The organism is Mycobacterium sp. NGS34 (assembly GCF_059812845.1).
Genome location: NZ_JCALDM010000003.1, coordinates 353,318 through 378,308, shown reverse-complemented (window position 1 = coordinate 378,308; position 24,991 = coordinate 353,318). Strand labels below are relative to the sequence as shown.

At 70.5% G+C, this 24,991-nt stretch carries 26 protein-coding genes; 8 read left to right on the top strand and 18 right to left on the bottom strand.

Features of this window, described 5'->3' with window-relative positions; all coding sequences use genetic code 11:
• The first annotated feature begins 3 nt into the window (after positions 1 to 3).
• The 3 genes from AC5Y7V_RS10710 to AC5Y7V_RS10700 all read left to right on the top strand — a co-directional run bounded on the left by AC5Y7V_RS10710 (position 4) and on the right by AC5Y7V_RS10700 (position 2,932).
• Complete coding sequence (locus AC5Y7V_RS10710) at positions 4 to 987, top strand: methyltransferase domain-containing protein (RefSeq protein WP_499880002.1); 984 nt, start codon at positions 4 to 6, stop codon at positions 985 to 987.
• On the top strand, positions 945 to 2,168 hold the full coding sequence (locus AC5Y7V_RS10705) for a class I SAM-dependent methyltransferase (RefSeq protein ID WP_499880179.1): 1,224 nt from the start codon (positions 945 to 947) through the stop codon (positions 2,166 to 2,168). The genes AC5Y7V_RS10710 and AC5Y7V_RS10705 overlap by 43 nt, the downstream gene beginning before the upstream one ends.
• Positions 2,169 to 2,236: 68 nt before the next feature.
• Complete coding sequence (locus tag AC5Y7V_RS10700; RefSeq protein ID WP_499880001.1) at positions 2,237 to 2,932, top strand: esterase; 696 nt, start codon at positions 2,237 to 2,239, stop codon at positions 2,930 to 2,932.
• 6 nt (positions 2,933 to 2,938) lie between these two features.
• Here the strand turns inward: AC5Y7V_RS10700 and AC5Y7V_RS10695 are convergent, their stop codons facing one another.
• Both AC5Y7V_RS10695 and AC5Y7V_RS10690 read right to left on the bottom strand, forming a co-directional pair.
• Positions 2,939 to 3,277, bottom strand: a complete 339-nt coding sequence (locus AC5Y7V_RS10695) for a hypothetical protein (RefSeq protein ID WP_499880000.1) — start codon at positions 3,275 to 3,277, stop codon at positions 2,939 to 2,941.
• Positions 3,274 to 4,596: an outer membrane protein assembly factor BamB family protein gene (locus AC5Y7V_RS10690; protein WP_499879999.1), complete on the bottom strand. Its 1,323-nt coding sequence runs from the start codon at positions 4,594 to 4,596 to the stop codon at positions 3,274 to 3,276. Before AC5Y7V_RS10690 ends, AC5Y7V_RS10695 begins: the two co-directional genes overlap by 4 nt.
• 86 nt (positions 4,597 to 4,682) lie before the next feature.
• Here AC5Y7V_RS10690 and AC5Y7V_RS10685 point away from each other — a divergent pair, with 86 nt between their 5' ends.
• Positions 4,683 to 5,420 carry an acyltransferase gene (locus tag AC5Y7V_RS10685; RefSeq protein WP_499879998.1) on the top strand — a complete coding sequence of 246 codons (738 nt, stop codon included), beginning with the start codon at positions 4,683 to 4,685 and terminating at the stop codon, positions 5,418 to 5,420.
• Positions 5,421 to 5,430: 10 nt separating this feature from the next.
• On the opposite strand, the gene AC5Y7V_RS10680 is transcribed toward AC5Y7V_RS10685, so the two are convergent.
• The 4 genes from AC5Y7V_RS10680 to AC5Y7V_RS10665 all read right to left on the bottom strand — a co-directional run bounded on the left by AC5Y7V_RS10680 (position 5,431) and on the right by AC5Y7V_RS10665 (position 9,931).
• Positions 5,431 to 5,973 (bottom strand): anti-apoptotic protein, encoded by a 543-nt coding sequence (locus tag AC5Y7V_RS10680; protein WP_499879997.1) that lies wholly within the window; start codon positions 5,971 to 5,973, stop codon positions 5,431 to 5,433.
• Positions 5,974 to 6,056: 83 nt separating this feature from the next.
• Positions 6,057 to 7,388 (bottom strand): cryptochrome/photolyase family protein, encoded by a 1,332-nt coding sequence (locus AC5Y7V_RS10675; protein ID WP_499879996.1) that lies wholly within the window; start codon positions 7,386 to 7,388, stop codon positions 6,057 to 6,059.
• A 3-nt stretch (positions 7,389 to 7,391) separates the two neighbouring features.
• Positions 7,392 to 7,871 (bottom strand): TspO/MBR family protein, encoded by a 480-nt coding sequence (locus tag AC5Y7V_RS10670; protein ID WP_499879995.1) that lies wholly within the window; start codon positions 7,869 to 7,871, stop codon positions 7,392 to 7,394.
• Positions 7,868 to 9,931, bottom strand: coding sequence for an MMPL family transporter (locus AC5Y7V_RS10665; RefSeq protein ID WP_499879994.1), 2,064 nt, complete (start codon positions 9,929 to 9,931; stop codon positions 7,868 to 7,870). The genes AC5Y7V_RS10670 and AC5Y7V_RS10665 overlap by 4 nt, the downstream gene beginning before the upstream one ends.
• A 75-nt stretch (positions 9,932 to 10,006) precedes the next feature.
• On the opposite strand from AC5Y7V_RS10665, the gene AC5Y7V_RS10660 reads away from it, so the two are divergent.
• A complete protein-coding gene (locus AC5Y7V_RS10660; protein WP_499879993.1) occupies positions 10,007 to 10,489 on the top strand; it encodes a MarR family winged helix-turn-helix transcriptional regulator in 483 nt (160 codons plus the stop codon).
• On the opposite strand, the gene AC5Y7V_RS10655 is transcribed toward AC5Y7V_RS10660, so the two are convergent.
• Positions 10,443 to 12,674: an MMPL family transporter gene (locus AC5Y7V_RS10655; RefSeq protein ID WP_499879992.1), complete on the bottom strand. Its 2,232-nt coding sequence runs from the start codon at positions 12,672 to 12,674 to the stop codon at positions 10,443 to 10,445. The genes AC5Y7V_RS10660 and AC5Y7V_RS10655 overlap by 47 nt on opposite strands.
• Before the next feature lie 181 nt (positions 12,675 to 12,855).
• Between AC5Y7V_RS10655 and AC5Y7V_RS10650 the strand changes: the two genes are divergently transcribed.
• From AC5Y7V_RS10650 to AC5Y7V_RS10640, 3 genes are read left to right on the top strand one after another with little or no spacing between them, the layout of a single operon-like run.
• Positions 12,856 to 13,431: an SOUL family heme-binding protein gene (locus tag AC5Y7V_RS10650; RefSeq protein ID WP_499880178.1), complete on the top strand. Its 576-nt coding sequence runs from the start codon at positions 12,856 to 12,858 to the stop codon at positions 13,429 to 13,431.
• A 58-nt stretch (positions 13,432 to 13,489) separates the two neighbouring features.
• Entirely contained in the window at positions 13,490 to 14,536 is a 1,047-nt protein-coding gene (gene fni, locus AC5Y7V_RS10645) for a type 2 isopentenyl-diphosphate Delta-isomerase (protein ID WP_499879991.1), read from the top strand.
• A 12-nt stretch (positions 14,537 to 14,548) separates the two neighbouring features.
• The gene (locus tag AC5Y7V_RS10640; RefSeq protein ID WP_499879990.1) at positions 14,549 to 15,805 is read left to right on the top strand and encodes a glycosyltransferase; all 1,257 of its coding nucleotides are present in this window, start codon (positions 14,549 to 14,551) and stop codon (positions 15,803 to 15,805) included.
• Here the strand turns inward: AC5Y7V_RS10640 and AC5Y7V_RS10635 are convergent.
• The 11 genes from AC5Y7V_RS10635 to AC5Y7V_RS10585 all read right to left on the bottom strand — a co-directional run bounded on the left by AC5Y7V_RS10635 (position 15,776) and on the right by AC5Y7V_RS10585 (position 24,980).
• A complete protein-coding gene (locus AC5Y7V_RS10635; RefSeq protein WP_499879989.1) occupies positions 15,776 to 16,312 on the bottom strand; it encodes a MarR family winged helix-turn-helix transcriptional regulator in 537 nt (178 codons plus the stop codon). The two genes, AC5Y7V_RS10640 and AC5Y7V_RS10635, sit on opposite strands and share 30 nt — an antisense overlap.
• Before the next feature lie 16 nt (positions 16,313 to 16,328).
• Entirely contained in the window at positions 16,329 to 16,799 is a 471-nt protein-coding gene (locus tag AC5Y7V_RS10630; RefSeq protein WP_499879988.1) for a DUF2784 domain-containing protein, read from the bottom strand.
• 47 nt (positions 16,800 to 16,846) lie between these two features.
• Positions 16,847 to 17,839, bottom strand: coding sequence for a DUF5914 domain-containing protein (locus tag AC5Y7V_RS10625; protein ID WP_499879987.1), 993 nt, complete (start codon positions 17,837 to 17,839; stop codon positions 16,847 to 16,849).
• Positions 17,836 to 19,356, bottom strand: coding sequence for an FAD-dependent oxidoreductase (locus tag AC5Y7V_RS10620; RefSeq protein WP_499879986.1), 1,521 nt, complete (start codon positions 19,354 to 19,356; stop codon positions 17,836 to 17,838). Before AC5Y7V_RS10620 ends, AC5Y7V_RS10625 begins: the two co-directional genes overlap by 4 nt.
• Positions 19,353 to 20,078 (bottom strand): class I SAM-dependent methyltransferase, encoded by a 726-nt coding sequence (locus tag AC5Y7V_RS10615; RefSeq protein WP_499879985.1) that lies wholly within the window; start codon positions 20,076 to 20,078, stop codon positions 19,353 to 19,355. The genes AC5Y7V_RS10620 and AC5Y7V_RS10615 overlap by 4 nt, the downstream gene beginning before the upstream one ends.
• Positions 20,065 to 20,376 (bottom strand): lycopene cyclase domain-containing protein, encoded by a 312-nt coding sequence (locus AC5Y7V_RS10610; protein ID WP_499879984.1) that lies wholly within the window; start codon positions 20,374 to 20,376, stop codon positions 20,065 to 20,067. The genes AC5Y7V_RS10615 and AC5Y7V_RS10610 overlap by 14 nt, the downstream gene beginning before the upstream one ends.
• The gene (locus tag AC5Y7V_RS10605) at positions 20,373 to 20,696 is read right to left on the bottom strand and encodes a lycopene cyclase domain-containing protein (RefSeq protein WP_499879983.1); all 324 of its coding nucleotides are present in this window, start codon (positions 20,694 to 20,696) and stop codon (positions 20,373 to 20,375) included. Before AC5Y7V_RS10605 ends, AC5Y7V_RS10610 begins: the two co-directional genes overlap by 4 nt.
• Positions 20,693 to 21,625 (bottom strand): phytoene/squalene synthase family protein, encoded by a 933-nt coding sequence (locus AC5Y7V_RS10600; protein WP_499879982.1) that lies wholly within the window; start codon positions 21,623 to 21,625, stop codon positions 20,693 to 20,695. Before AC5Y7V_RS10600 ends, AC5Y7V_RS10605 begins: the two co-directional genes overlap by 4 nt.
• The gene (gene crtI, locus AC5Y7V_RS10595) at positions 21,622 to 23,151 is read right to left on the bottom strand and encodes a phytoene desaturase family protein (protein ID WP_499879981.1); all 1,530 of its coding nucleotides are present in this window, start codon (positions 23,149 to 23,151) and stop codon (positions 21,622 to 21,624) included. Before crtI ends, AC5Y7V_RS10600 begins: the two co-directional genes overlap by 4 nt.
• Positions 23,148 to 24,233 (bottom strand): polyprenyl synthetase family protein, encoded by a 1,086-nt coding sequence (locus AC5Y7V_RS10590; RefSeq protein WP_499880177.1) that lies wholly within the window; start codon positions 24,231 to 24,233, stop codon positions 23,148 to 23,150. Before AC5Y7V_RS10590 ends, crtI begins: the two co-directional genes overlap by 4 nt.
• Positions 24,234 to 24,542: 309 nt before the next feature.
• Complete coding sequence (locus tag AC5Y7V_RS10585; protein WP_499879980.1) at positions 24,543 to 24,980, bottom strand: STAS domain-containing protein; 438 nt, start codon at positions 24,978 to 24,980, stop codon at positions 24,543 to 24,545.
• Positions 24,981 to 24,991: the final 11 nt, after the last annotated feature.

The window sequence follows — 24,991 nt, the reverse complement described above, 5'->3', positions numbered from 1 at the left end:
TGCATGACGACGAGTACCGAGACCCCCGGCGACGCCGTTCCCAACCCGCATGCCACCGCCGAGCAGGTGGAGGCGGCGCGGCACGACAGCAAGCTGGCCCAGGTGCTCTACCACGACTGGGAGGCGGAGAACTACGACGAGAAGTGGTCGATCTCCTACGACCAGCGCTGCGTCGAGTACGCCCGGGACTGCTTCGACGCCACCGTGCCCGACCAGGTGCTTCGGGAATTGCCCTACGATCGGGCGCTCGAATTGGGTTGCGGGACGGGCTTTTTCCTGCTCAACCTGATCCAGTCCGGGGTCGCGCGGCGCGGATCGGTGACCGACCTGTCGCCCGGCATGGTCAAGGTCGCCACCCGCAACGGCCAATCGCTGGGTCTGGACATCGACGGCCGGGTCGCCGACGCCGAGGGCATCCCGTACGAGGACAACACCTTCGACCTGGTGGTCGGCCACGCGGTGCTGCACCACATCCCCGATGTCGAGCTGTCGCTGCGCGAGGTGGTCCGGGTGCTGCGCCCGGGCGGCCGGTTCGTTTTCGCCGGGGAGCCGAGCAACGCCGGGGAGGTGTATGCGCGCGCCCTCTCGACCCTGACCTGGCGGGTCGTCACCAACGTCACCCGGCTGCCTGGCCTGGGCGGTTGGCGGCGCCCGCAGGCCGAGCTGGACGAGTCGTCGCGCGCGGCGGCGCTGGAGGCCCTGGTCGACCTGCACACCTTCGCGCCGGCAGACCTGGAGCGGATGGCGGAGGGCGCCGGCGCGATCGACGTCCGGACCGCCACCGTCGAGTTCACCGCCGCGATGCTGGGCTGGCCGCTGCGCACGTTCGAATGCGCCGTCCCGCCGGGGCGGCTGGGCTGGGGTTGGGCGAAATTCGCGTTCAACGGCTGGAAGACGCTGAGCTGGGTGGACGCCAACGTGTGGCGGCGTGTGGTGCCGAAGGGCTGGTTCTACAACGTGATGGTCACCGGGGTCAAACCCTCCTGAGCGCCGGGCTGGCCTTCGGCGCCGACGACGTCGCCTACCTGCGGTCGGAACCGGGTGCCGCGGCGCTGGCCGCCGTCGCCGAATTCGAGCTGACCGACGCGACGCGGGTCGCGGACGTCGCGGCCGCGCGCGCCCGGTTCGGGGATCGGGCGCCGGTGCTGGTGGAGACGACGCTGCTGCGCCGCCGCGCCACCGAGAAGCTGGGCGAGCTGGAGGTCTCCGGCTGGTTGTTCACCGACGAGGCGCTGCAGCAGGCCACCGCCGCTCCGGTGGCCATGCACCGGGCCGGGCGGCTCGTCGGCCGTGTCGTGCACGACGCGACCTGTTCGATCGGCACCGAGCTGGCCGCGCTGCGCCGCGCCGGTGTGCGGGCGGTGGGCAGCGACATCGACGCGGTGCGCCTGGCGATGGCGCGCCACAACCTGGGCGCGGCGGCCGGCCTGTGCCGCGCCGACGCGCTGCACCCGGTGACCCGCGACGCGGTGGTCCTCGTCGACCCGGCGCGCCGCCTCGGGGGGCGGCGGCGGTTGCGCATCGATGACTACGCGCCCGCCCTGGGCCGGGTGCTGGACACCTACCCCGACCGCGACATCGTCGTAAAGTGCGCTCCCGGAATCGATTTCGATGAACTGCGCCGCCTCGGTTTCGACGGCGAGATCGAGGTGACGTCGTATCACGGGTCGGTCCGGGAAGCGTGCCTGTGGTCGGCCGGGCTGTCGGGACCGGGGGTGCGCCGCCGGGCGAGCGTCCTCGATCGGGGGGAACAGATCACCGACGCCGAGCCGGACGAGTGCCCGGTGGCCGCGCCCGGGCGGTGGATCGTCGACCCCGACGGGGCGGTGGTGCGGGCCGGCCTGGTGCGCCACTACGGCGCCCGGCACGGGCTGTGGCAACTCGACCCCGACATCGCCTACCTCTCCGGGGATCGGCTGCCGGCGGGGGTGCGGGGCTTCGAGGTGCTCGAGCAGGTCGCGTTCGACGAGCGCCGGCTGCGGCAGGCCCTGGCGGCGCTGGGCTGCGGGGCGCTCGAGATCCTGGTCCGCGGTGTGCGCGTCGACCCCGACGCGCTGCGGCGGCGGCTGCGGCCGCGCGGCGACCGGCCGCTGTCGGTGGTCGTCACCCGCATCGGCTCCGGGGCCGCCGGTCGCGCGACGGCCTTCGTGTGCCGGGCGTCCCGATAGCGCCCGGTAGGCTGGCTGCGGTCACACCTGGTAGGCGCCCCGCCCTTAATCCGCGAGGACAGTTCACGATGCGTTACCTGATAGCGGCCGCGGCGCTGGCTGCCGCGGTCATGTTGGGCTGGCCGGCGGCCCCTCGGGCGGTGTCAGAGCCGGCGTCGTGCGCCAGCCTGGGCGGCACCGTCGAGGCCGGGCAGCTGTGCCAGGTGCGCGCCACCGGCCCCAGCTACATGCTCACCATGACGTTCCCCGCCGACTACCCCGACGAGCAGGCGTTGGCCGACTACATCACGCAGAACCGGGACGGGTTCGTCAACGTCGCGCAGGGATCCGGGACGCGCGACCAGCCCTACCAGATGGAGGCCACCACCGAGCAACACACGGCCGGCCAGCCGCCCCACAACACCCGCAGCGTGGTGCTGAAGTTCTTCCAGGACCTGGGCGGCTCCCGGCCGACCACCTGGTACAAGGCGTTCAACTACAACCTCGGGACCAAACAGCCCATCACCTTCGACAACCTGTTCGCGCCCGGCCCCCCGCCGCTGGACAGCATCTTCCCGATCGTTCAGCGCGACCTGAACCGGCAAAACCCGCTGGGCGCAGCGATATTGCCGTCGACCGGGCTCGACGCGTCGCACTATCAGAACTTCGCGATCACCGACGACCAACTGATCTTCTATTTCGCCCCGGGCGAGATGCTGCCGGCGTTCGGCGGCCCGACCCAGGCGCAGGTGCCCCGCAGCGCCATCCCGCCGCTGGCGATCTAGCCGGACTCACACCGGGCCGGCCAGCGACTCCATCGCCGCCGCGCCGATCGTCAGCCCGACCTGCAGCACACACCCGATGAGCGGGACGAAAAAGGCCGTTCGGCGCCTCATCAGCAGGAACACCGCGACCGCGATGTCGGCGACCAGGACGGCGGCGCCGCCCCAAATGCCCAGCATCATGGCGCGGTCGATCCAGGCGGGATCGCCGCACTTCACGGACCCGCACGGGTCGGTGCCCATGACGAACAGGCCGAGCAACACCACCGTCGCCGCCAGCAGGAATCCGTGGACGATCAGCAGGACGACGGTCGCGGCGACGTCCGCGGGGCGGCTGCGCGCGCTCATGCCGGCCCGAAACCGTAGACCTGGCCGTCGCTGGTGGCGGCGACCACCCGGCGATCGTTGCCGACCGACACCCCGACGGGATACCCGGTGGCCGCCGGGAGCGGGTAGCTGCCCAGCGTGTGCCCGTTGCCCGGGTCGAAGACCAGCACCGACATCCCGGGCGCGCCGTCCGCGGGTGGGCCGCCGACGACGGCGTACCCGGCGCCACCGCCGGCCAGGCTCGACGACGACAGCGGGGTGACGTCGTCGCGGCGCCAGACCGCGTCGGCGTGGTCGCCGGCGTCCTTGAACGCCGCGAGCCGCGTGTCGGGGCCGCCGCCGGACACGATCAGCCCCTGCGGGGTGACCGCGGGCGGCGTCTGCGCCAAAAAGCCGAGCGGCGCAGACCATTTCGGCTTCCCGTCGGCGGCGTGCAGGGCCCACAGCCGTTGGTCGCGGCCGTTGACGTAGACGGTCGACCCGTCGGCGGACAGCACCGGGCTGGCGATGACACCGGCGCCGACGGCGTCGCTGGTCCAGTCCCGGGTGATCAGCGGCGTCTGGCCGGGGTGGTACTTCAGCCCGATCAGCGCGGCGGTCGGAGCGCCCGGCTGCCAGACACCCACCACCGCGGTCCCGTTGACCGGTGAGAAGGCCGGCGCCGCCGCGACCGGGCAGCCCGGCCGGGCGGGCGCGCAATCGGCCAGCCCGCGCGTCGCGTCGGTGGGGTCGACGCCCTCCACCAGATCGAGCGGGCTGCCGACCACCTCGCCGCGGTGCGAGTCGAAAACCAGCACCTGCCCCAGGTGCGTGGTGACCAGCAGCTGGCCGTGCCCCAAAAACCTTGGGGTGGTGGGCATCCCGATCACCGGCTGGCGCCACCGCGTCCACTGGGTCACCGGAAACGAGAAGAACGTGCCCGGCTGGCCGACGTACAGGTTGTCGAAGCCGTCGAACAACGGGCCCGCGAAGCCGCCGCCCTGGACCAGCCGCACACACCAGCGCTGGCGGCCGTTGTCGTTGGCCTCCCACTCCATCAGCGAACACCCGGCCGGGGTCTGCGCGTTGAGCGCGAGATAGCTGCGCGCGCTCAGCGCCGCGCCGGAGCCCAGGCTGCCCTTGACCGACCGGGTCCACTGCAGCGACAGCTTGGTGGCCCCGCCGGTCGCGGTGTAGCTGCTGTTGGCGGCGTCGCCGTATTGCGCCGGCCAGCCCTGCGCGGCCGAGGAATCGACCCACGAGTCGGTGTTGCCGCAGCCGGCGAGCCCGACCGCGAGCGCGGCCGCCAGCGCGGCGCACGAGCCGCGCCGAAGCCCACGCAGGAGATGTCGGGCAAGCACCTCGGGTTTCCAGATCCTTCTACGCGGGGGCGACGGTCGAGTCCAGGTGAGAGTAACGCGCGCTCGCTCCGATAGGCTTTCCGGCCATGACGAGCATGTGGAATGCTCCGCTTCACCGCCGCTGGCGTGGATCGAACCTGCGGGACCCTCGCCAGGCGAAGTTCCTCACGCTGGCCTCGCTGAAGTGGGTGCTGGCCAACCGCGCCTACACCCCGTGGTACCTGGTGCGCTACTGGCGGCTGCTGAAGTTCAAGCTGGCCAACCCGCACATCATCACCCGCGGGATGGTGTTCCTGGGCAAGGGCGTGGAGATCCACGCGACGCCGGAACTCTCCGAGCTGGAGATCGGCCGCTGGGTGCACATCGGGGACAAGAACACCATCCGCGCGCACGAGGGCTCGCTGCGGTTCGGCGACAAGGTGGTGCTCGGCCGCGACAACGTCATCAACACCTACCTCGACATCGAGCTCGGCGATTCGGTGCTGATGGCCGACTGGTGCTACATCTGCGATTTCGACCACCGCATGGACGACATCAACCTGCCGATCAAGGATCAGGGCATCGTCAAGTCCCCGGTCCGGATCGGGCCGGACACCTGGGTCGGGGTCAAGGTGACCGTGCTGCGCGGCACGTCGATCGGGCGCGGCTGCGTGCTGGGGTCGCACGCGGTGGTGCGCGGCGTCGTGCCCGACTACTCGATCGCGGTCGGCGCGCCGGCCAAGGTGGTCAAGAACCGGCAGCTGTCCTGGGAGAGTTCGGCCGCGCAGCGCGCCGAGCTGGCCGCCGCGCTGGCCGACATCGAACGCAAGAAGGCGGCCCGCTAGTTATTCGGGCCTATTCGGGGTGGTCGTCGACCTTGTAGTCGAAGCTGACGTCGCCGGCGTCGACGCTGGTGACGGTCACGGCGATGCCGTACTTCTGCCCGCCGTCGGTGAGCTCGCAGCGCAGCGTCGCGCCCTCGACGCCCTTGAGGTTGTCCGGGCACGTCACCGAATCGGGCTTGCGGCCCACCTGCTGGGTGAGCTTGTTGCTGAGGATCTTGGCGACCTGGTTCTTGTCGACCGTCTCGACCATGTCGAACTTGACGTCGTTGCCGTTGACGCTGGTCACGGTCACGTTGACGTTGAAGGTCTGGTCCTTGACCTTCATCGTGCAGTTAAGCTGCGCCCCCACCGCGGCCGGCAGGTCGTTCGGGCAGTCCACCGATTCGGGCTTGTTGCCGGCGGCGTCGGTCAGCTTGGAGGTGATCTGGTTGGCGACGTCGCCCTTGCTCACCGCGTGCTTCGACGAGACCGAACACGAACAGGCGCCGGCGCCGGCCATCAGCCCCGCGGCAGCACCCGCAACCAACAACGTCCGAACGACCGAGCGAGCCATAGCGCCTCCCGTGGGCGAGATCGACGAGAACTGTGAGTCGGCTGATAATTGCATGCCAACCAGCTTCGGGTCCAAGGAATCGCTCAGATGCTCCGGTAGCGCCGCAGCGCCTCGGCGCGCTCGGCGCCGTGGTCGACGATCGGCGCCGGGTATCCGTGGGGCCGTTCGCCTTTCCTCAGGTGCGCGTCGTCGACCGCGCGCAATTCGGGGACCCAGCGCCGGACGTAGTCGCCCGCCGGATCGAACTTCTCGCCCTGCTTGGTGGGGTTGAAGACCCGGAAGTACGGCGCGGCATCGGTGCCCGACCCGGCGCACCACTGCCAGCCGTGCTGATTGTTGGCCATGTCGCCGTCGACGAGCTGATCCAGGAACCATTCCGCGCCCCACTGCCACGGCAGATGCAGGTCCTTGACCAGAAACGACGCGACGATCATCCGCACCCGGTTGTGCATGAAGCCGGTCTCGCGAAGCTGACGCATCCCGGCGTCGACGAAGGGAAATCCGGTCTCACCGGCCTTCCAGGCCTCGAAGCGCCGCCTGGCGTCGGGCCCCGTGTCGGTCGGGATGTCGTCGAACCGGCTGTTCCAGTTGCACCACGCGCTGGCCGGCCGGTGGTACAGCACGTCGGCGTAGAAGTCGCGAAATGCCAACTCCCGCAAAAAGGCTTGCGCCCCGGCGCCACGGCGGTCGAGGTCGGCAGCCATGGTGCGGGGATGGATGCAGCCGAACTTCAGGTGCGCCGACATCCGGCTGGTGTTCGCCAGGTCCGGCCGGTCGCGGTCGCGGCTGTAGCGCTGTAAGCCGTTGTCCGCGAATGACTTCCACGCCGTGTGCGCCGCGCCCTCACCGGCCGCCACGTCGAGCGCGGCGCCGGGGTCGGGGATCTCGCACCGCCCGATCCCCACCCGCGCCGGATCGAGCCAGCGCGCGGAGTCGGCGCTCGATTTCACCGGCGCCCGCCAGCCGACCTCGCGCCACTGGCGCAGAAACGGCGTGAACACCTGATACGGGGAGCCGTCGGCCTTCGTGACGCGGCCGGGTGACACCAGGTACGGCGACCCCGTTGCCACCAGCGGCACGGAATCCAGTGCCGCGCCCACCCGTTCGTCGCGGCGCCTTCCGTACGGCGCGAAGTCCTGCGAGACGTGCACCGACGACGCGCCGATTTCCTTGGCAATGCGCGGGATCAGCGTCTCGGGCCGCCCGCGGGCCACCAGCAGCCGACCGTCGAGGTCGTCGCGCAGCCCGCGCAGCGAGTCGCCCAGGAATTGCAGCCGGCGCGTGCCCGACGAGGCCTCCAGCCGCGGATCGAGGACGAAACAGGCGAGCACCTCCGCGCCGTTCTCGGCGGCGGCGGCCAGGGCGGGGTGGTCGCGCAACCGCAGGTCTCGGCGAAACCACAACAGCATCTGCATGATTCAGCGGTTGAGCCGCCAGACTCCGGTGGCCAGGACGGTGGCGAAGGCGCACCACAGCGCGTAGGGGGACAGCGCCAGGCCGGCCTTCGGGTCGGCCTGCGCGGCGCGGCGCGCGAGGTCGGCGCTGCTCACCGTCAGCGCCGCGGCGCCGAGCGCCGAGGCGCCGAGCTTGTGATAGCGGAAGAACAGCCAGCTCCAGCCGGCGTTCAGCGCCAGATTTACGCCGAGCGCCGCGGCGTAGCGGCGGGCCTGGTCGTCTTGTCCGGTGGCGCGGAACCGGTCGATGGCCACCGCGGACGTCGCCGCGATGTCGCCGTAGAGCGTGGTCCAGACGAGGGGGAACGCGATGCCGGGCGGCTGGTAGGGCGGCTTGCGGAGCCGGGAGTACCAGGCGGGGACGCGCTTTGGGCTGGCGATGCTTCCGGTGCCGGCGGCCACCGCGACGGCGACGGTGGTCGCGGCCAGAATCGAGGGTTTCACGCTCTGCTTCCTTCCGGTTGGGTGGGATCGGTGGGCCACCAGATGCGGTCGCCGATGAGGGCGAACAGCGCGGGTATGACCAAAGAGCGCACGACGAAAGTGTCGAGCAGGATCCCGAGGCCCACGATGATGCCCAGCTGCGTCAGGACGATCAAGGGCAGGATCCCCAGCACGCAGAAGACGGCCGCCAAGACGATGCCCGCGCTGGTGATGACGCCTCCGGTGGCCGAAACCGCGCGCACCATGCCATCACGCGCGCCGTGGCGGGCGGCCTCCTCGCGGGCGCGGGTGACCAGGAAGATGGTGTAGTCCACGCCGAGGGCCGCCAGAAAAAGGAACGCGAACAGCGGGGTGCTGTTGTCCAGCGCGGGGAATCCGAAGACATGCGCGCTGGCCCAGCCGCCGAGGCCCAGCGCGGCCAGCGCGCCGAGAATCGTTGCGGCGAGCAGGATCGGCGGTGCGGCGGCCGAGCGCAGCAGCACGTACAGGACGGTCAGGATCACCGCCAGAATCGCCGGGATCAGAACGAGCCGATCGTGCGCGGCGGCGTCGCGAACGTCGAGCGCCTGCGCGTCGGCGCCCCCGACCAGCGCGGCGGGGGCGACGGCCCTGGTCGAATCCCGCAGCGCGGCCACCGTTTTGAACGCCGCAGCGGACGACGGCGGGGCGCCGATCACGACGGACCACTTGGTGAGCCCGGTCGTCGACCGGCCCGCCTCGGTCGCCGAGACCACGCCCGGCGTGGCACCGATCGCCCGCTGCACCTGGGCCGACTGGGCGGTGGGGGCGACAACCAGCGTGGCATTGGCCGCGCCGGCCGGGAAATGCGCCGCCACAACGTCATAACCGGCCACGGAATCCGCCCGGACCCGGAACTGTTCGGTCTGCGACAGGCCGATTCGGGTCCCCAGCAAGCCGGTGGCCAGGACCGCCAGGAGCGCGATCGAGACCGCCGCCACGACGGCCGGGCGCCGGGCCACCCGTTCGGCGATCGTGTGCCAGGGACCGGATTCGACCGCGCCGGCATCACCGGCGCTCGGGATGAAGGGCCAAAACAGGCGCCGCCCGCACAGCGCCAGCACCGGCGGCAAGACCACCAGGACCGACGCCGCCGCGACTACCAGCCCGCATGCCCCCAGGGCACCCAGGCTGCGCGTGCTCGGAGTCGAGGCGAACAACAGGATCAGCAGCGCCAGCACCACGGTGGCGTTGCTCGCGACGATCACCGGTCCGGCTCGCCGCACCGCCCGGCGCAGCGCGTCGCGATGCGTGCCGTCGCGCGAAAGTTCCTGGCGGTAGCGCGAAATGAGCAGTAGCGCGTAGTTGGTGCCCGCGCCGAACACCAGCACGCTGGTGATGCCGGAGGTCGCGCCGTCGAAGCTCAGCCCGGTCAGCGACGCCACCGCCGTGCCCACCGCCGCGGCGACCCGGTCGGCGAACCCGATAACCAGCAGCGGTGCCAGCCACAGCACCGGCGAGCGGTAGGTGGCGATCAGCAGCAGCGCCACCACGGAGGCCGTCACCGCCAGCAGGGCGACGTTGGCGTCGGTGAACGCGTTGGCGATGTCCGCGCCAAAGGCCGGCCCCCCAGTGACGTGGGCCCGCAGGTCCGTGGGCAGGCCGGCGTGGGCGGCCGCGCGCAGGCCGGCGACCGCGTCATTGAGTTCCAGACCCGACAGGTCGGCGCACACGGAGACCACGCCGATGGCCGCTTTACCGTCGCCCGAGACCGTCACCGGTGCCGGGACGGCGTCGTGGTTGAGCGCGAGCATCCGGTCGCGGGCCGCTTGGGCGGCGCCGACGTCCGCCGGGTCCAGAGCCGCGCCGTCGGCGCGGCTGACCACGACGATCAGCGGAGCCCGGTCGCCGCCGGGGAACTGGCGGACCAGGGCGTCGACCTTGGCTGAATCGGAGGCCGGGGGCACCGACAGCGGCGCTCGGCCGGCCGCCGCGTTTCCGCCGATGAACACGATGAGACCAATACCCAACAGCAGCGCGCCGAATCCGGGCAGCCACGAACGCCGGCCCGTCACGGCAGCGGCGACAGCGTCCCAGCCCACGACGACAATTATTTCAGTCGCTTAACCATTAATCAAATTAACAATCTGGGTTTGGCGCGGTATGCTGCGATTCTGATGGAAGCCACCACCGACCGTGTTCGGCTCGAGGCGCTGATCGCGGCCGACGCGCGCGCCCTGACCGCCGAGTCCGACCAAATGGGTCGGGTCTTCGCCGCGGCGCATCGGTTGGGCACCAGCGACTTTCGCGCCCTGCTGCACATCCTGGTGGCCGAAACGGCCGGCGCTCCGCTGACATCGGGGGAGTTACGTCAGAAGATGGGCCTGTCCGCGGCGGCGATCACCTATCTCGTCGAGCGGATGATCAACTCCGGCCACATCCGGCGCGACACCCACGCCGAGGACCGGCGAAAGGTCATTCTGCGCTACTCGGATCCCGGGTTGGACACCGCGCGCTCGTTCTTTAACCCGCTGGGGGTGCACACCCGCGCCGCGCTCGACGAGTTGCCCGACGCGGATCTGGCCGCCGCGCATCGGGTCTTCGCGGCACTGATCAGCGCAATGCGCCACTTTCAGGGCGAATTGGGCTCGCCCCGTTGAAGGTTCGCCGGTGCCATCTCGCCAGCGGTTCGGGCGCCCACCAGTTCAGGCCGCCGAGCACGTGCATGAACGCCGGCACCAGCAGCATCCGCACCAGCGTCGCGTCCACCAGGACGGCAATGGTCAGGCCCAGCCCGAACATGCGCATGAAGGACACCCCCGCGGAGATCAGGGCCGCGAACGAGATCGACATCAGCAGCGCCGCGGCGGTGATCACCCTGCCGGTCCGGGCGATGCCGAGCGCGATGCTCTCGTCGTTGTCCGCGCGTGTTCGGCCCGAGTCGAGCCAGTACTCGCGGATCCGGGAAAGCAGGAAGACCTCGTAGTCCATCGACAGGCCGAACGCGATGCACAACATCAGCACCGGGACGTTCGCGGCCAGCGTGCCCGTCGGCGTGGTGCCCGCCGCGCCCAGGTGGCCGTCCTGGAAGATCCACACCAGGGCGCCGAACGCGGCGGTCAGCGAGACCATGTTGAGCAGTACCGCCTTGATCGGGAGCAGCACGCTGCCGGTGAGCAGGAACAGCAGCACCAGCGTCACGACCGCGATGAAACCGAACACGATCGGCAGGCGGTTCGTAATGCCGTTCACGCAATCACGATTCGTTTGTGCCATGCCGGTGAACTGCGCCGGTCGGTGTCCCGGCGGCGCGATCTCGTGCAGGCGGGCCAATTGCGCCTCCGACGCCCGGCCGTAGAGGGGGACGGTGCTGTCAACGGTCAAATAGGCGCTGCCGGCCGACATTCCGGCCGCGGCCGATGGCGGGCCCTGGGGCTGACCGGCGACGAGGGTGCCGGTCGGCGCGGAGACCGCCGCCACGTCGGCGACGAGGGACAACCGCATGGCGTAGTCGTCCAGGTCCGCGGTTGTTAGGCCGGCGGTTTCGGGGAGGACGACCTTGATCTCGGACGCCGTGCGGAAGTCGCTGCGGATCCGGTCGCCCACCGCCCGCGCCGACGATGACGTCGGCAGTACCCGGTCGTCGGGATAGCCCCACCTGACGCCGAGGAAGGGTGCGCCCAGCGCGAGCAGGACGGCGGTGACCGTCAATCCCACCGGGATCGCCTGCCGTATCACCACTTTCGCCGCGCGGTACCAGAAGCTGGCCTCCAGCGTCCGCCCCGGCGGTGCGGGGCGCCGGAAGAGCCTGCGGCCCAGGGCCCACATGTCGAGGGCGTCGAGCCGGTTTCCGAGCAACGCGATCGCGGCCGGCGCGACGACCGCCGCCGCCAACGCGGCGAACCCCACCACCGCCGTCCCGGCATAGGCGAAGGACTTGAGGAAGTACATCGGAAAGAGCGCGGTCGCGGCCAGCGCCAGGGCCACCGTGATCGCCGAGAACATCACGGTTCGGCCGGCGGTCGTCAGGGTCTTCATCAGCGCCTCGTCTGGTCCGGCGCCGGCGGCCAGTTCGTCGCGATACCGGCTGATGATCAGCAGGCTGTAGTCGACGGCCAGGGCGAATCCCAATGCCACCGTGACGTTGAGGGCGAAGATCGACACGTTGGTGATCGATGCGATCACCCGCAACACGGCGAGCGAACCCAGGATCGCGACTCCGCCGACCGCCACGGGCAATGCCGCCGCGAGCAACCCGCCGAAGACCCACACCAGCGCGACGAAACTCAGCGGTATCGCGATCACTTCCATCCGCAGCAGGTCCTTCTCGGTCTGCCGGTTGATCTGTTCGTAGACCAGCGCCGACCCTCCCGCTTGCACCGTGACGCCCTGATGGTCGTGCGCGTACCGCTCCGCCAACTCCTGGGCATGCCCGGGCGCGCTGTTCTCGTCGCCCTTGAGCGCGACGAGAATCATCGCGGTCTTTCCGTCGGCGCTGAATAGGCCGGGGGTGGCCTGCGCGCCCCAGGGTGAGATCACCTGCGCCACGAAAGGCGATTGGGAAAGCTGCCGGGCGATTTCGGTGCCGACGGCTTGTGCGGGCCCAACTCTGGCGCCGTCCGCCGAATTCACCAGCAGCACCAAATCCATGCCACCCTGATTGAACTTCTCGGCCAGCGTCGCGGCGGCGCGAGCCGATTCGGATGCCGGGTCGAGAAATCCCCCGGCGGACAGCCTGGTCGCGACGGGTATGCCGAAAACGGCTGCGGCGATCATGAACAGCGCGGTGACTGCGACGACGCGTCGTGGCGCGGCGACGGCGAGTCGGGCCATTCTCGCTAGCATGTACCGCCCTTAGGGTGATCCGCGGCTGGTGGTGTGGGCCGGCGCCCCGGTTCCGAGATTATGTTAAGATTCTTAAACATTCAAGTACTTAACTAAATGTGAGAAATCCGTTAGGCTCCCTGCTGGTGGGGTACCACCTAACGACACATGGCAGAAAGAGGTGAGGGGCGTGCTCGGGTCGATGGGAGCGGTGCTCGCCGAGGTAATCGATGCGGCCGGCACGGTGGTGGGCTACCGGCACGGCACCAAGGAGCCGGCCTACCGTGCGGAGCAGCTGACCCGGGACGTCGAGATCCGGCACTACGGCGCCAGGATCGCCGCGGAGACGACCGTCGTGGCGGACGAAGAGGCCGCCCGCTATACCGGGTTTCGCCGGCTCGCCGGTTACATCTTCGGTGGCAACGGCGTCCGGGAGAAGATCGCGATGACCGCCCCGGTGGCCCAGGAGGCGGCGGGCGACCGCAAATGGGTGATCCGTTTTTTCATGCCCGCCGAGAAGACGCTGGACTCGTTGCCCGAGCCCGACGACGGCGAAGTCAGGTTGGCGGCCGTGCCGGCGGAGACGGTTGCGGTGCACCGCTTCACCGGCAGCCGCAGTCGCCGCGCCGTCGCGGCGCACACCGATAAGTTGATGACCACGTTGCGCGAGTATGGATTCCAGGCCGTCGATAAGCCGGCGGCGTGGTTCTACGATCCGCCTTGGACCGTCCCGGCCCTGCGCCGCAACGAGATTGCCGTGCCGGTCGAGCCGGCTTGATCAACGTGCTGTCCGCCCACATCTGGCTGCTGAACCGTCGGCGCCGGGTCGACGCGTCATGACCGCGGACCGCGGCGAGATGACCACCCGCAAGCGGCGCCACATCGACGTGTGCCTCGACGGCGACGTGGGTTATCGCGGCGTGACGACCGGCTTGGAACGCTACGCCCTGCCCTACAACGCCCTGACCCAGACCAACCTCGACGACGTCGACCTGCGCGCCGAATTTCTCGGGGCGCGGTTGCGCTCGCCGATCCTGATCGGCGCCATGACCGGCGGGGCGAGGCTGTCGGGCACCATCAACCGCAACCTGGCCGCGGCGGCACAGCGGCTCGGCGTCGGAATGATGCTGGGTTCGCAGCGGGTGATGCTCGACAGCGTCCTGGGGGAGGGAGCCGCCTCCAGCTTCACCGTGCGCGACGTGGCACCGGACGTGCTGCTGCTGGGCAACATCGGCCTGTCCCAGCTGACCAAGGACGCGGTGCCCGACATCGTGCAAGCACTCGATCGGGTGGGGGCGGATGCGCTTGCGGTGCACACCAATCCGCTACAGGAGGCCGTTCAGCACGGCGGCGACACCGACTTCGCGGGATCGTTGGACCGGCTGCACGACGTGGCCGGCATGCTGGGCTATCCGGTGCTGCTGAAGGAGGTCGGTCACGGGATCGGCGCCGCCGCGGTCGGCCAATTGCTGCGCTTGTCCTCCGAGCCGCCGGTGGCAGCCATCGATGTGGCCGGCGCCGGCGGGACCTCGTGGTCGCGCGTCGAGCAACTGGTCCGCTACGGCGAAGTGCGCTACCCGGACCTCGCGGACTGGGGCATACCCACCGCGCAGGCTATCCACGAGGTGCGCGCGGCGCTGCCGGACATCCCGCTGGTCGCCTCGGGCGGCATCCGGACCGGCATGGACGCGGCCAAGGCGCTGGCGCTGGGCGCCGACGTGGTGGCCGTGGCGCGGCCGCTGTTGCCCGCGGCGATCGAGTCGGCGGACGCGGCGACGGCCTGGCTGCAGCGGTTCATCGACGAGCTGCGCATCTGCCTGCACGGGTGCGGGGCGGCCGACCTGGGTGCCCTGCGTGACGTTGGCGTGACGGCCGTTTCATAAGAGCGACGGCCCATGGCAGTGATTCTGGCTTACGGGTCGCCCGCGCTGGGCCACCTCTATCCCCTCGGCGCACTGCTGCGGGAACTGGGGCGGCGCGGCCACCGGGTTCACCTGGTCACCCTGGCCGCCGGGGTGCACGTCATGCGGGCGGTCGGCGTCGACGCCGAGCCGGTCGACCCGCGGATCGAGGCCGTCGCCGGACGGGATCGGCTGGCGCCCAACGCGTTGGGCGTCCTCGCCGAGACGATCGACGTCCTTTGCCGTCGCGCAGTGATCGAGGTCGACGACCTGCGCGGCGCACTGGCGCGGGTGCGGCCCGACGCGGTCATCGTCGACGCTAACTGCTGGGGAGCGATGTCGGTGGCGGAGGCCAGCGGTGTTCCGTGGCTGGTGTTCTCCCCGTTCACCCCTTACCTGCGGTCCCGCGCGGCGCCGCCGTTCGGTCCGGGCCTGCGCCCGCTGCCGGGAGTTCTCGGCATGGTCCGCGACGCGTCGATGCGCCCGTTCGTGAGCCACCTCTTCGATCGCCGGGTGGTGCCGCGGGTCAACGCCGTCCGCGCGGAATTGGGCGTGCCGCAAGTGAAGTCGGTGGATGGGCTGATGCGCCGCGCGCCGCTGTTGTTGGCGGTGGGCGGCGAGCCGTTCGAGTACCCGCATCCCGATTGGCGCGACGTGCACTTCATCGGTGCGTGTGAATTCGACACGGCCGCCGCGGTTGTCCCCGATTGGGTGGCCGACATCGACCGGCCCATAGTGTTGGTCAGCACCTCCTCGATCGCGCAGGCCGACGCCACGCTCGGCCGAATCGCCCTGGAGGCGTTGGCCGATGAACCGGTCCACGTCGTCGCGACGTTCCCGGCCGGCGTGCCCGACGGGCTGCCACGCACGCCCAACGCCACGGTGTGCCGTTTCGTGCCCCACGGCGCGGTCCTCGACCGTGCGATCTGTGCCGTCACCCACGGCGGGATGGGAACCACCGTGAAGGCGCTGGACCGCGGTGTCCCGGTCTGTGTGGTGCCCTTCGCGCGCGATCAGGCCGAAGTGGCGCGTCGCGTGCAGGTGGCCCGATGCGGCACCCGGCTGCCGGCCAAGAGGCTCACCGCGGTACGCCTGCGCGCCGCCATTTGCCGGGCGACGACGATGGCCGAGGGCGCCCGCCGAGTGGCCGCCGGCTTCGCCGCGACCGGCGGTGTGGCCCGTGGCGCCGACCTGATCGAGCAGCGGCTGCTGCAAGGGGTCCTACGGCGCGGCCTTTTGCCGCCGGGGTGATGGTCTGGACGGCTCGCCGGCGAGCTCGCCCTCGAACGTGGACATGGCGGTGATCATCGCCGCGAAAACCCGATGGGCGGCAACCAGGTCCTTGTCGCTCAGGTCCGCCATCGCCTTGCTGAGGTGAATCCCGAGCGGCCGGAAGAAGGAGTGCGCCAACGTCATGCCGCTTTCCTCGTAGCGCAGCAGCCACTTTCGCCTGTCCTCGGGGTCGGGCTCCCGCCGGATGTGGCCCGCCTCGATCATCCGATCGACGAGATATGTGATGGCCGCGGGCGACACGTCCATGCGCTGCCTCAGCTGGGCCAGGGTCAACGGCTTTCCCGCGGTTTCGCTGACCATGATGTGCAGCAGCGCGTGGAAATCGCTGCTGCCGACCTCGTTGGTGCGCGCGAAGTGGCGGCCGATGCGATCCGATTGCGCCGTGATCGACCGCATGTCGGCCGAGAGCTGCCGCTCCAGCTCGGCCCGCGCCGCCGGTGGATCCTGTGCGCGGCGCTTGCTCACCTACCCGCATCCTTCATCAGGCCAACCAGCGTATCGGTGCGCCCACCCAGGACCTAGCGCGACCTGCCGCGGGTCCGGATCGAACCCGGCGGTCCCGCGCCACTTCTCGATGTCGGACCCGTGGAGCTTTCCTCGCCAGGGCAATCCATGACGTCGCGGCGGCGAGAAATGCGACGGCCTGCGCGGTGCGGGTCCGGCCCGGCGGATACAGCACACCCGCGACGTAGCGGTCGACGAACCCGGTGCTCGGCAACGGCTCCATCCCGGCCCTCGCGCGCGCCCAATCTTCCAGCGACGTCAGCGGACACGGCACCGGCAGCGTCACGACCAGCACACCCCAGGCCACGCTCGCCAGATGCAGCCAGATGGTGCGCGGCCAGCGCAGCGCCAAAAATCCGCCGCAGGGCAGGTAGCACAGGTAGGCGAAGTGCGCGCCGGCGCTGACGATCACGAGGTGTCTAAAGAAGGCGAAGCGCGCTTTCTTCATCGCTGGTTCGGACTTCCGCTGGTGGCACGTGCTGCGGTAGGTCCATGTTAGCCACCGGTGCGTCGTTGGTAGCGGCGTTCGGCATAGGCCAGATCGTCGCGCCACAGCCGGGTCGCGGCATGACGCATCAGCGGCGTGATCAACGGGCCGGCGCGGCGCGCCGTCTTGAAACCGGGGCGCTGCGAAGTCGCGACGACGGCCTCGATCACGGCGACGCGAGGCCGGCCGTCGCGCCCCAAACCCATTGGCGTTGCGTGCGTTTCGACCACGCTGCCCGTGCCCTCGCCCTCGATGATGCGCATGACCACGGTGCGCGCCTCGGGGACGGTGAATTCGGCGATGACCGGCACCCCGAAGCGACCCATCCGGAAGGTCACCGAGACCAGGAAGCGGTCGTCCTCCTCGGTGGGCGTGGCGAGCACCTCCAGCCGCGTGAACGAATACGGGTGAAACCACGCACCGTGCCAGGGGTCGAGCCGGTTGGCGATGACGTCGGACGGTTCGCAGTGCCCGACCATGCGGGTGACCGCCGCCAACGTCTCAGTTGCGGGCCGCGGCGCGACCATCGGCCCGTCCGTGGGTGCCTCCGCGCCCGCCGAATCCAGGCGCACCCACGCCAGCACCCCGTCGTCGTGGCTGGGAAAGGGCTTCCAACGCAGTTCGCACGCATCGCCGTCGAGGGCCAGCCCGTGCCATCGGCAGTACAGGACGCCCCCGCGCACCAGCCCCGTCGCGAGGTCGGCGCCCAGGTGCGGGCAGGCTGCGGGGCCGACCCGCAGGCCGCCGCGCTTGTCGCGCCAGGCCACCAGGTCGATGCCGGCGACCCGCGCGCCGTAGGCGCGACCGACGCCCACCTCGCGGCTGGCCGCGAACACAAACCAGTTTCCGGTCGGCCGGCGCGCCGACCGTTCCAATGCGGCGTCGATGATGGCCGGCCGCGCGTCCCGGTAGGTCGGGCGCTGCTGGGTCCATGGCACGGGCCGTATCACGCCGACTGGCCAGTCCTTCCACCGCCGGCGCAGGCGGTCCCCGACGCTCATCGACCCCGTCCCTGGCGCTCGGCCAGCGAGCGCAGCAGCGCCGACCGTCCGCGGATGGGAACCGTGCACAGCTGGTGACCGGCAAGCCCCCACGACGCCAGCAGCCGGTTGGCCGCCGACCAGCCGGTGGTTGCCGCGCGCTCCATCAGCGCCACCGGCAGGTCGACCCGGATCCCGTCGCCGGCCAGCACCAGCCCGGGCTGCGGCGTGACCACGGTCGGGCGCAGCGCGTACGTTCCGGGGGCGAACAGCGGGCAATCGCCGCGGCGCAGTTCGCGTTCGAAACGGACACGCGCCGGGGCGGTCTCGGGATACAGCTGGTGCAGCCGCGCGATCGCGGCCTCGCCCGGGGATTCGGCACCGGCCGCATAGGAGTGCAATTCGACGACGGATCCGCCGTGCCGCCGTGCCCACGCGGCGGCCTCGCGTTCGTAGCGCTCGAGCACGCTGATGTTGTCGATCGGCTCATGGCCGGCGGTGCCGAGGAATGCGGGCCGGTTGCTTTCGACGGGCCGGTCGAGCCAGAGCCGCTGCACCACGAAGGACGGCGCGGCGCGCAGTTGGCGGATCCGGGCGCGCCACGGATCGCCGCCCAGCCGCGGCGACGCGTCAACCACCCGCTGCAGGCCGCCCACGTCGAGGGCCAGGACCACGGCGTCCGCGTCCCAGCGCTCACCCGAATCATCTTGCACGCGAAAGGGTTTCGCGCCGCCGAGGTTGACGCGGGACACGCGTGCGCCCAGGTGCATCCGAACGCCCCGCTCCCGCAGGTAGTCCGCCAGCGGATTCCACAGGCCCACATCGAAGTTCGCGGTGGCCACATCGAAGATCAGGCCCTCGCTGGAGCCCAGGAAGTAGATGTGGAACATGGTCGCCAGTTCGGCGGCCGACAGTTGCGCGGGCTCGGCGAAGAAGCTGCGGGAAAACACCTCGAACGCGAGGTGGCGCGCGGATTGGGGAAAGTTGATGCTCTTCAAGAAGGTTTCGGCGTCGATGTGGTCCAGCCGTTGGTAGATGTCGGGCACCGACACCGCCGCCAGCGGCGCGGCGGCCCGGGCGTTGATGCGCGCCAGGTCGCCCAGAGAAAACGTGGGGCTGCGCAGCGCGAACGCCAGCGCGTTCCACGGTGGGGTGCGGGGCAGCCCGCGGAACGTGTCCCGTCGGCCGGCGCCGTCGATCAGCGGGTAATCGCTGACGGGAGCGAGCATGCCCAGCTGCGGGTCGACGCGGCGCAGCAGGGCCCGCAGGTTGTAGTACTGGCGGAAGAAGGCGTGGAAACCGCGGTTCATCGCGAGTTCGGCGCCGTCGACGTGCTCGGTCCAGCCGCCCACCCGGCCGCCCAGGTAGCCCTCGCGTTCCACCACGTCCACGACAACGCCGCGTTCGGCGAGCGCGGTGGCGGCCGTCAGGCCGGCGATGCCCGCCCCGACGACGACGACGCGCGGCCGCGACGAGAGCGCGCCCGCGTCGGGCAGCCCCGGCGCGGCGGGGTGAATGTGGCGGCGGCGGTCGGTCATTGGGGCGCCTCCCCGAGGAAGGTGTGCACGACGTCGTGTTCCCAGCCGGGCATGGTGAGGCTTCGCACTTGGGTGAATCCGGCCTCGCGCACCCGTCGTCGCAGTCGCGACGCCCCGTCGAACGCGAGGACACTGCGCCACAGATGCCGGTACAGCGTGCTGTCGCGGGTGCGCCACCAGCCGGCGGGGATGATGATGCCCCAACACACCGCGTGCCAAATCGCGGTTGCGGCAACCGAATCGCGCACCGAGTATTCGTGCGCCGCCAGGACGCCGCCGGGCGCGAGGAGCGTGCGAAACTCCCGCAGTTGACGGTCCGGGTCCGCGAGATTGCGCAGCAGATAGGCGGCCAGGATGCCGTCGAACGGTCCGGTGACGCCGTGCTCGTCCAGTTCTTCGATGCGGGCATGCACGAACCGGACCGACGGTGGCCACGCCTTTGCCCGTGCGGCATCGAGCATTCCGTTGGCGGCGTCGACGGCGACGATCTCCGCCTCGGGAGCCGCCGCCAGCAGCGCGGCCGTCGACGCCCCGGTGCCGCAGCCCGCGTCGAGCAGGCGCAGTCCCCGTCCCCGTCCGGGCAGCCGCATGCGGCGCGCCGAGCGCGCCAGGTTGGCGTGGTAGTACGGGTTGGCCCCGACCAGCCGGTCGTACGCCGCGGCGCCGACGTCGAAGGCGCCGGGCACCTCGCCGCGGGGCAGGCCCGCCTTATCGACGCGCACGTTGTCGCTCCCACAACAGCAGCACGGCGGTGACCAGTGCGAAGCCGAACAGGAAGTCCTCGACGGGAATGTCGAACGGAAACCGCACGCCGCTCGTCTGCCGCTCGTTGTAGACCACGATCGGCGCGGTGCGTTTCGTCAGCCAGCCATCGACGGGAACCTGGAAGCCGAGCACGATCACCATCGACAACCAGTAGGCCGGCCGCCGGAACAGCCCCGTGTGCAACAGCGCCAGCTCCAGCGCGACCACGACCAGGACGGCCGCGACGGCCGGCACCGTGTAGCCGAGACCGGTCATCGGTGCCTGACCTGTTCGAGGATGGCGCTCACCGCGTTGTAGGTCAGCAGCCCGCACACCGGAATCACCAAGAAGAACAACACTTCCTCGATCGGCACCCCGAAGGGGATGTGGACGCCGCTGATGTACTCGCAGTTGTAAGCCCACACCTCGGCGCCGATCGCCACCGTGTCCCAGACGAGAAACACCGCCGCGACCGGAAGCACCGCGCGCGCGAGCCGGCGCGGCTGCCGGTACACACCGGTGCCCAACAGCTCCAGCGGCGCCGTGATCGCCAGGCACAGCCCGAGCACGATCAGGTACTGCCACCGGTCGCTCACGACGCGCCCCTCATCCGGACCCGCCACGCCCGCAGCAGCGCGCCGCCGGCGACCTGAAGCCGGCGCGTCGTGCCGACGGTGGCGCGTCGCGTGAACACCGAGAAATCGCTGTCCCCAATGCAATCCAGGATCTCGGAGTAGAGCGTCAAGGCGGTCGCCACGCACGGCCGGGAACGCGGCGCCAGCAGGGCGATGCCGTCGGCGGCGAAACGGTAGATCTCGCGGGTGATCTGGTGCTGGGCCTCGCACGCGGACCGGACGCGGGGATCGGTGCGGCGGTGCACGTGACACCACGTCAGTAGTTCCCGGTCCACGCCGAAGGCCGCGAGTTCGTCGGCGGGCAGGTAGATCCTGCCCCGCGCCAGGTCCTCGTCGACGTCGCGCAGGAAGTTGGTGAGCTGAAACGCGCGGCCCAGCGCCGCGGCGTACGGTGCGGCCTCGTCGGCGGGGCACACGGTCCCCAGGATCGGAAGCATCTGCAGCCCAATGACTTCAGCGGAGCCACGCATGTAGCGGTTGAGCGCCACCCGGTCGGGATAGTCGGTGACGGTGAGATCCATCCGCATGGAGTCCAGAAAGTCGGCGAACAACTCGGCCGGGATCCCGTAGCGGTGCGCGGTGTGGCCGACGGCGGCCAGGACGGGCTCGTCATGGTGCTCACCGCCGTCGAAGAACCGGTCCGAGAGCCGCTGCAGCCGGTCCGCCCGCTCGGCGACGTCCAGGTCCGGATTGAGCTCGTCGAGAATGTCGTCGGCGTGGCGGGCGAAGCCGTACAACGCATGGACGGCCGGGCGCTGGTCGGGGGCCAGCAATCGGGTCGCGAGGAAATACGTGCGGCCGTTTTCGGCGGCGATCCGCCGGCACCGCCGATACGCCGCGCGTAGGCGGTCTTCGCCGATCCCGGCGGCGTCCAGCTCGGTGCGGATCATCGGGATCCGGCTTTCAGGTCGAGCGTGCGGGTCGTCGTCCGGTCGGTCGGGCCGGTGATGCGGTCGGCCGCCAGTCGCCCGGAGATCAGGGTGGTGGGCACGCCGACGCCGGGCAGCGTCGACGACCCGGCCAGCACCGCGTTCTCGATGCCGCGCACCGTGTTGGCCGGCCGGAAGGGCCCGGTCTGGGCGAACGTGTGCGCCAGCGCGAACGGGGTGCCGGCCGCCATGCCCTGGCGGGCCCAGTCGTCCGGGGTGTCGACATGCAGCAACCGGGCGTCGTCGCACAATCCGGGCACCAGCCGGTCCTGCACGACCTCGAGAAGGGAGGCCGCGTACGCGTCGCCGGTGGCCGACCAGTCGATGTTGCGGCGCGCCAGGTTGGGGGCCGGGGCCAGCACGTAGAGCAGGTCCCGGCCGGCGGGCGCCAGGCTCGGGTCGGTGGCCGTCGGCCGGGTGACCAGCAGCGACGGGTCGGTCATGAGCCGGCCGTCGCGAATGATGTCGGTGAACGTCCGCTCCCACGCCGCGCCGAAAAGGATGGTGTGGTGGGCGGTTTGCGCGGTCGCGGCGGGGCACCCCACGTGCAGCACCACGGCCGAGGGCGCCGCGCGCAGCGGAAGCAACCGCCGTGGTTGGCGGCCGAGCAGCCGGTAGGTCTGCGGCAGCTCGGTCGTCAGCACCACCGCGTCGCAGGCGATGCGCCGATCCCGGTCGGTGTGGACCGCGGTGATCCGCTGGCCGCTGCGCTCCAGCCCGGTGACCGTCGACCCGTAGCGGAATCGCACCCCTGCGTCGGCGGCCGCTGCCGCCAGGGCGTCGGGCAGCGCCCGCACGCCACCGCGCGGAAAGAACACGCCGGCGACCGTGTCCATGTAGGCGATCACCGCGTAGACCGCCAGGGCCTGTTGCGGTGCGACGCCGGCGTACAGCGACTGGAAGGTGAAGACCCTGCGCAGCCTGGGGTCGCTGATGTGGCGCTTGACCATCGTGTCCCAGCGGCGGAAGCCGCCGAGCGCGGCCAGCCGGGCCAGCTGAGGATTCAGCAGCGACAGCGGGGAGTCGAAGTTCGCGGCGATGAAGCCGTCGAATTCCGTGCGGTACAACCGGTTCAGCCAGTCGCGTAACCGCCGGTAGCCGTCGGCCTGTTGCGGGCCGGCGAACTCGCGCACCGCGGTGGCCATCTCCTCGGCGTCGCTGTGGACGTCGATGGTGCTGCCATCGGCGAACCGCGCCCGGTAGGCCGGGTCCACCGGCAACAATTCGAGCCTGTCCGTGGAGGTTTCGCCGACGGCGGCGAAGGCCTCGTCGATGAGGTCCGGCATGGTGAGCACCGTCGGGCCGGTGTCAATGCGGTAACCGTCGACGTCGCGCCGGCCGGCTCGCCCGCCGGGCCAGGGTTGGCGCTCCACAACGGTGACTTCACGGCCCCGCCCGGCCAGGTGCAGTGCGGCGGCCAGCCCCGCGAATCCCGCGCCGACCACGACGACGTGGTCGGTTCGCCCGGGCACGGTGCGGGCGCTCATGCGGCGCGCCGCGTGCACAGGCCGGCCATGTCGACCAGCGCGGCGGTGAGGTGGTCGCCAAAGGCGGTGCAATCCAGCGCGTTTACCGCCTCATCGACGCGCTCGGCGATCAATTCTTCGATGTAGTGCACGGCGCCGGTGGCGAGTATCAGATTTCGCCAGCGGTCCAGCGCTGACTCGTCAAGCCGGTCGGTTGTCATCAGTTCCCGGAACTGCAGCCGCGTCGACGGATCGGCCAACTGGTGCGCGGCCACCACCACGCTGGTGGCCTTGCGCTCGATCAGGTCGTTGGTGGGCTTGCCGGTCGTCGCGGGGGAGCCGAAGATGCCGAGGACGTCGTCGCGCAGCTGGAACGCTTCGCCGATGGCCGAGCCGTAGGCGCCGAGCGCCGCCAGCACCCGCTCGTCGCAGCCCGCCGTCGCGGCGCCGATCTCCAGCGGCCGGCGCACGGTGTAGTTTCCCGACTTTCTCCGGGCCACCTCCAGCACGGCCTCCAGCGTGGGCAGGTCGCGCATATCCGTTGCAAGATCGTTGAATTGGCCCACCGCCAGCTCCGTGCGCATGGCGTCGTAGCGTGGCCACGCGCGCTGCAACTGGTGGTGCGTAAGGCCGCTGTCGCGCAGCATTTGTTCGGCCCAGATCAAGCAGAGGTCGCCGAGCAGGATGGCGGACGATTCACCGAACCGGCGCGAGGAGCCGGACAATCCGCGCCGGCGATGCCACGCGGCGAATTGGACGTGCGCGGCGGGGCGCCCCCGTCGCGCGGTCGACTCGTCCATCACGTCGTCCTGCAGGAGCGCAAACGCGTGCAGCAGCTCCAGGCTGGCCGAGGCCGTCAGCGCCGCATCGCTGGCCGGTGCGCCACCCAGCCAGCCCAGATACATGAACGTCGACCGCAGGCATTTACCGCCGTCGACGAACTCCATCAACATGTCGCCGGCCACGTCGAGGCCGCATGGGCCCAGCGCCTCGACGCAGCGGTCGGCGACGAATTCGACGACGCGGGAGAGCACCGCCTGCCGCAAACCGGCCCGCCAGGCCTCGAGTTGGTCGGAAGGAGGCAGGGCGGCCGGCCCGCGCAGGGTGGCTTCGGCAAGGCGCACACCCGGAAATGCGTGCACAGCTCCCACCGAAGCCTCCCTCGCAGCGTCGGTCAGCCGCCGGCTTGAACGGCTCGGATTCACGCGCGATACCCCTTTGGTGACGAAACAAAACACTTGGCGACGGCGAACATGCGTCGGGCGGGCCGCCCGGTCGATGCCCGCTAGTTTAAGTTATTGAAACATTAACTTACTGAATGATCGGCCGGTTCGCCAGTGCCCAGGCGCCATTGACCGCCCGCCGGTCGCCGGGGGGGGGTTGAGAAATACGTCTCAGGACGCCTTAAAGCCTCAGGAGGGGATGGCGGCGGCGCGCGTCGATTCGTGCCGGTATCGCCGGTCCCGGACTATTCCCGAGAGCAACTGACGCCTCGCCTTGACGAGGTCGTCGATGAGGTGGAGGGCTTCGGCCACCGATCCCACCACGGGCAAACCGTGGTCGTTGACGATGTGAAGCATCGGGCGCAGCGCGGCGCCGGCCACGACGCTGCAGTGCACCCGCGCCTGCTGATGCTCGTGATTGAGCGCCAGCAGCGCCCGGAAACCGTCGAGGCTCATGAAGTCCAGATGGCTCATGTCGAGGATCAGCGGCGTCTTCAGGCGGGAGAAGCGACGGATCGCGTGGGCGAACTGGTCGGCGTTCGATGCGTCGATCTCGCCATCGACCCGCAGGACCGTGCCCAGGCTGCGGGCATAGACAAAGAGCCGCGCGCCGTTGAAATCGGTCATGTAGCGGCAGC

Coding starts and splice junctions, on each gene's coding strand:
- AC5Y7V_RS10710 (WP_499880002.1), top strand. CDS start 4: ATGACGACGAGTACCGAGACCCCCGGCGACGCCGTTCCCAACCCGCAT.
- AC5Y7V_RS10700 (WP_499880001.1), top strand. CDS start 2,237: ATGCGTTACCTGATAGCGGCCGCGGCGCTGGCTGCCGCGGTCATGTTG.
- AC5Y7V_RS10695 (WP_499880000.1), bottom strand. CDS start 3,277: ATGAGCGCGCGCAGCCGCCCCGCGGACGTCGCCGCGACCGTCGTCCTG.
- AC5Y7V_RS10685 (WP_499879998.1), top strand. CDS start 4,683: ATGACGAGCATGTGGAATGCTCCGCTTCACCGCCGCTGGCGTGGATCG.
- AC5Y7V_RS10680 (WP_499879997.1), bottom strand. CDS start 5,973: ATGGCTCGCTCGGTCGTTCGGACGTTGTTGGTTGCGGGTGCTGCCGCG.
- AC5Y7V_RS10675 (WP_499879996.1), bottom strand. CDS start 7,388: ATGCAGATGCTGTTGTGGTTTCGCCGAGACCTGCGGTTGCGCGACCAC.
- AC5Y7V_RS10660 (WP_499879993.1), top strand. CDS start 10,007: ATGGAAGCCACCACCGACCGTGTTCGGCTCGAGGCGCTGATCGCGGCC.
- AC5Y7V_RS10655 (WP_499879992.1), bottom strand. CDS start 12,674: ATGCTAGCGAGAATGGCCCGACTCGCCGTCGCCGCGCCACGACGCGTC.
- AC5Y7V_RS10650 (WP_499880178.1), top strand. CDS start 12,856: ATGGGAGCGGTGCTCGCCGAGGTAATCGATGCGGCCGGCACGGTGGTG.
- fni (WP_499879991.1), top strand. CDS start 13,490: ATGACCGCGGACCGCGGCGAGATGACCACCCGCAAGCGGCGCCACATC.
- AC5Y7V_RS10640 (WP_499879990.1), top strand. CDS start 14,549: ATGGCAGTGATTCTGGCTTACGGGTCGCCCGCGCTGGGCCACCTCTAT.
- AC5Y7V_RS10630 (WP_499879988.1), bottom strand. CDS start 16,799: ATGAAGAAAGCGCGCTTCGCCTTCTTTAGACACCTCGTGATCGTCAGC.
- AC5Y7V_RS10625 (WP_499879987.1), bottom strand. CDS start 17,839: ATGAGCGTCGGGGACCGCCTGCGCCGGCGGTGGAAGGACTGGCCAGTC.
- AC5Y7V_RS10620 (WP_499879986.1), bottom strand. CDS start 19,356: ATGACCGACCGCCGCCGCCACATTCACCCCGCCGCGCCGGGGCTGCCC.
- AC5Y7V_RS10610 (WP_499879984.1), bottom strand. CDS start 20,376: ATGACCGGTCTCGGCTACACGGTGCCGGCCGTCGCGGCCGTCCTGGTC.
- AC5Y7V_RS10600 (WP_499879982.1), bottom strand. CDS start 21,625: ATGATCCGCACCGAGCTGGACGCCGCCGGGATCGGCGAAGACCGCCTA.
- crtI (WP_499879981.1), bottom strand. CDS start 23,151: ATGAGCGCCCGCACCGTGCCCGGGCGAACCGACCACGTCGTCGTGGTC.
- AC5Y7V_RS10585 (WP_499879980.1), bottom strand. CDS start 24,980: ATGACCGATTTCAACGGCGCGCGGCTCTTTGTCTATGCCCGCAGCCTG.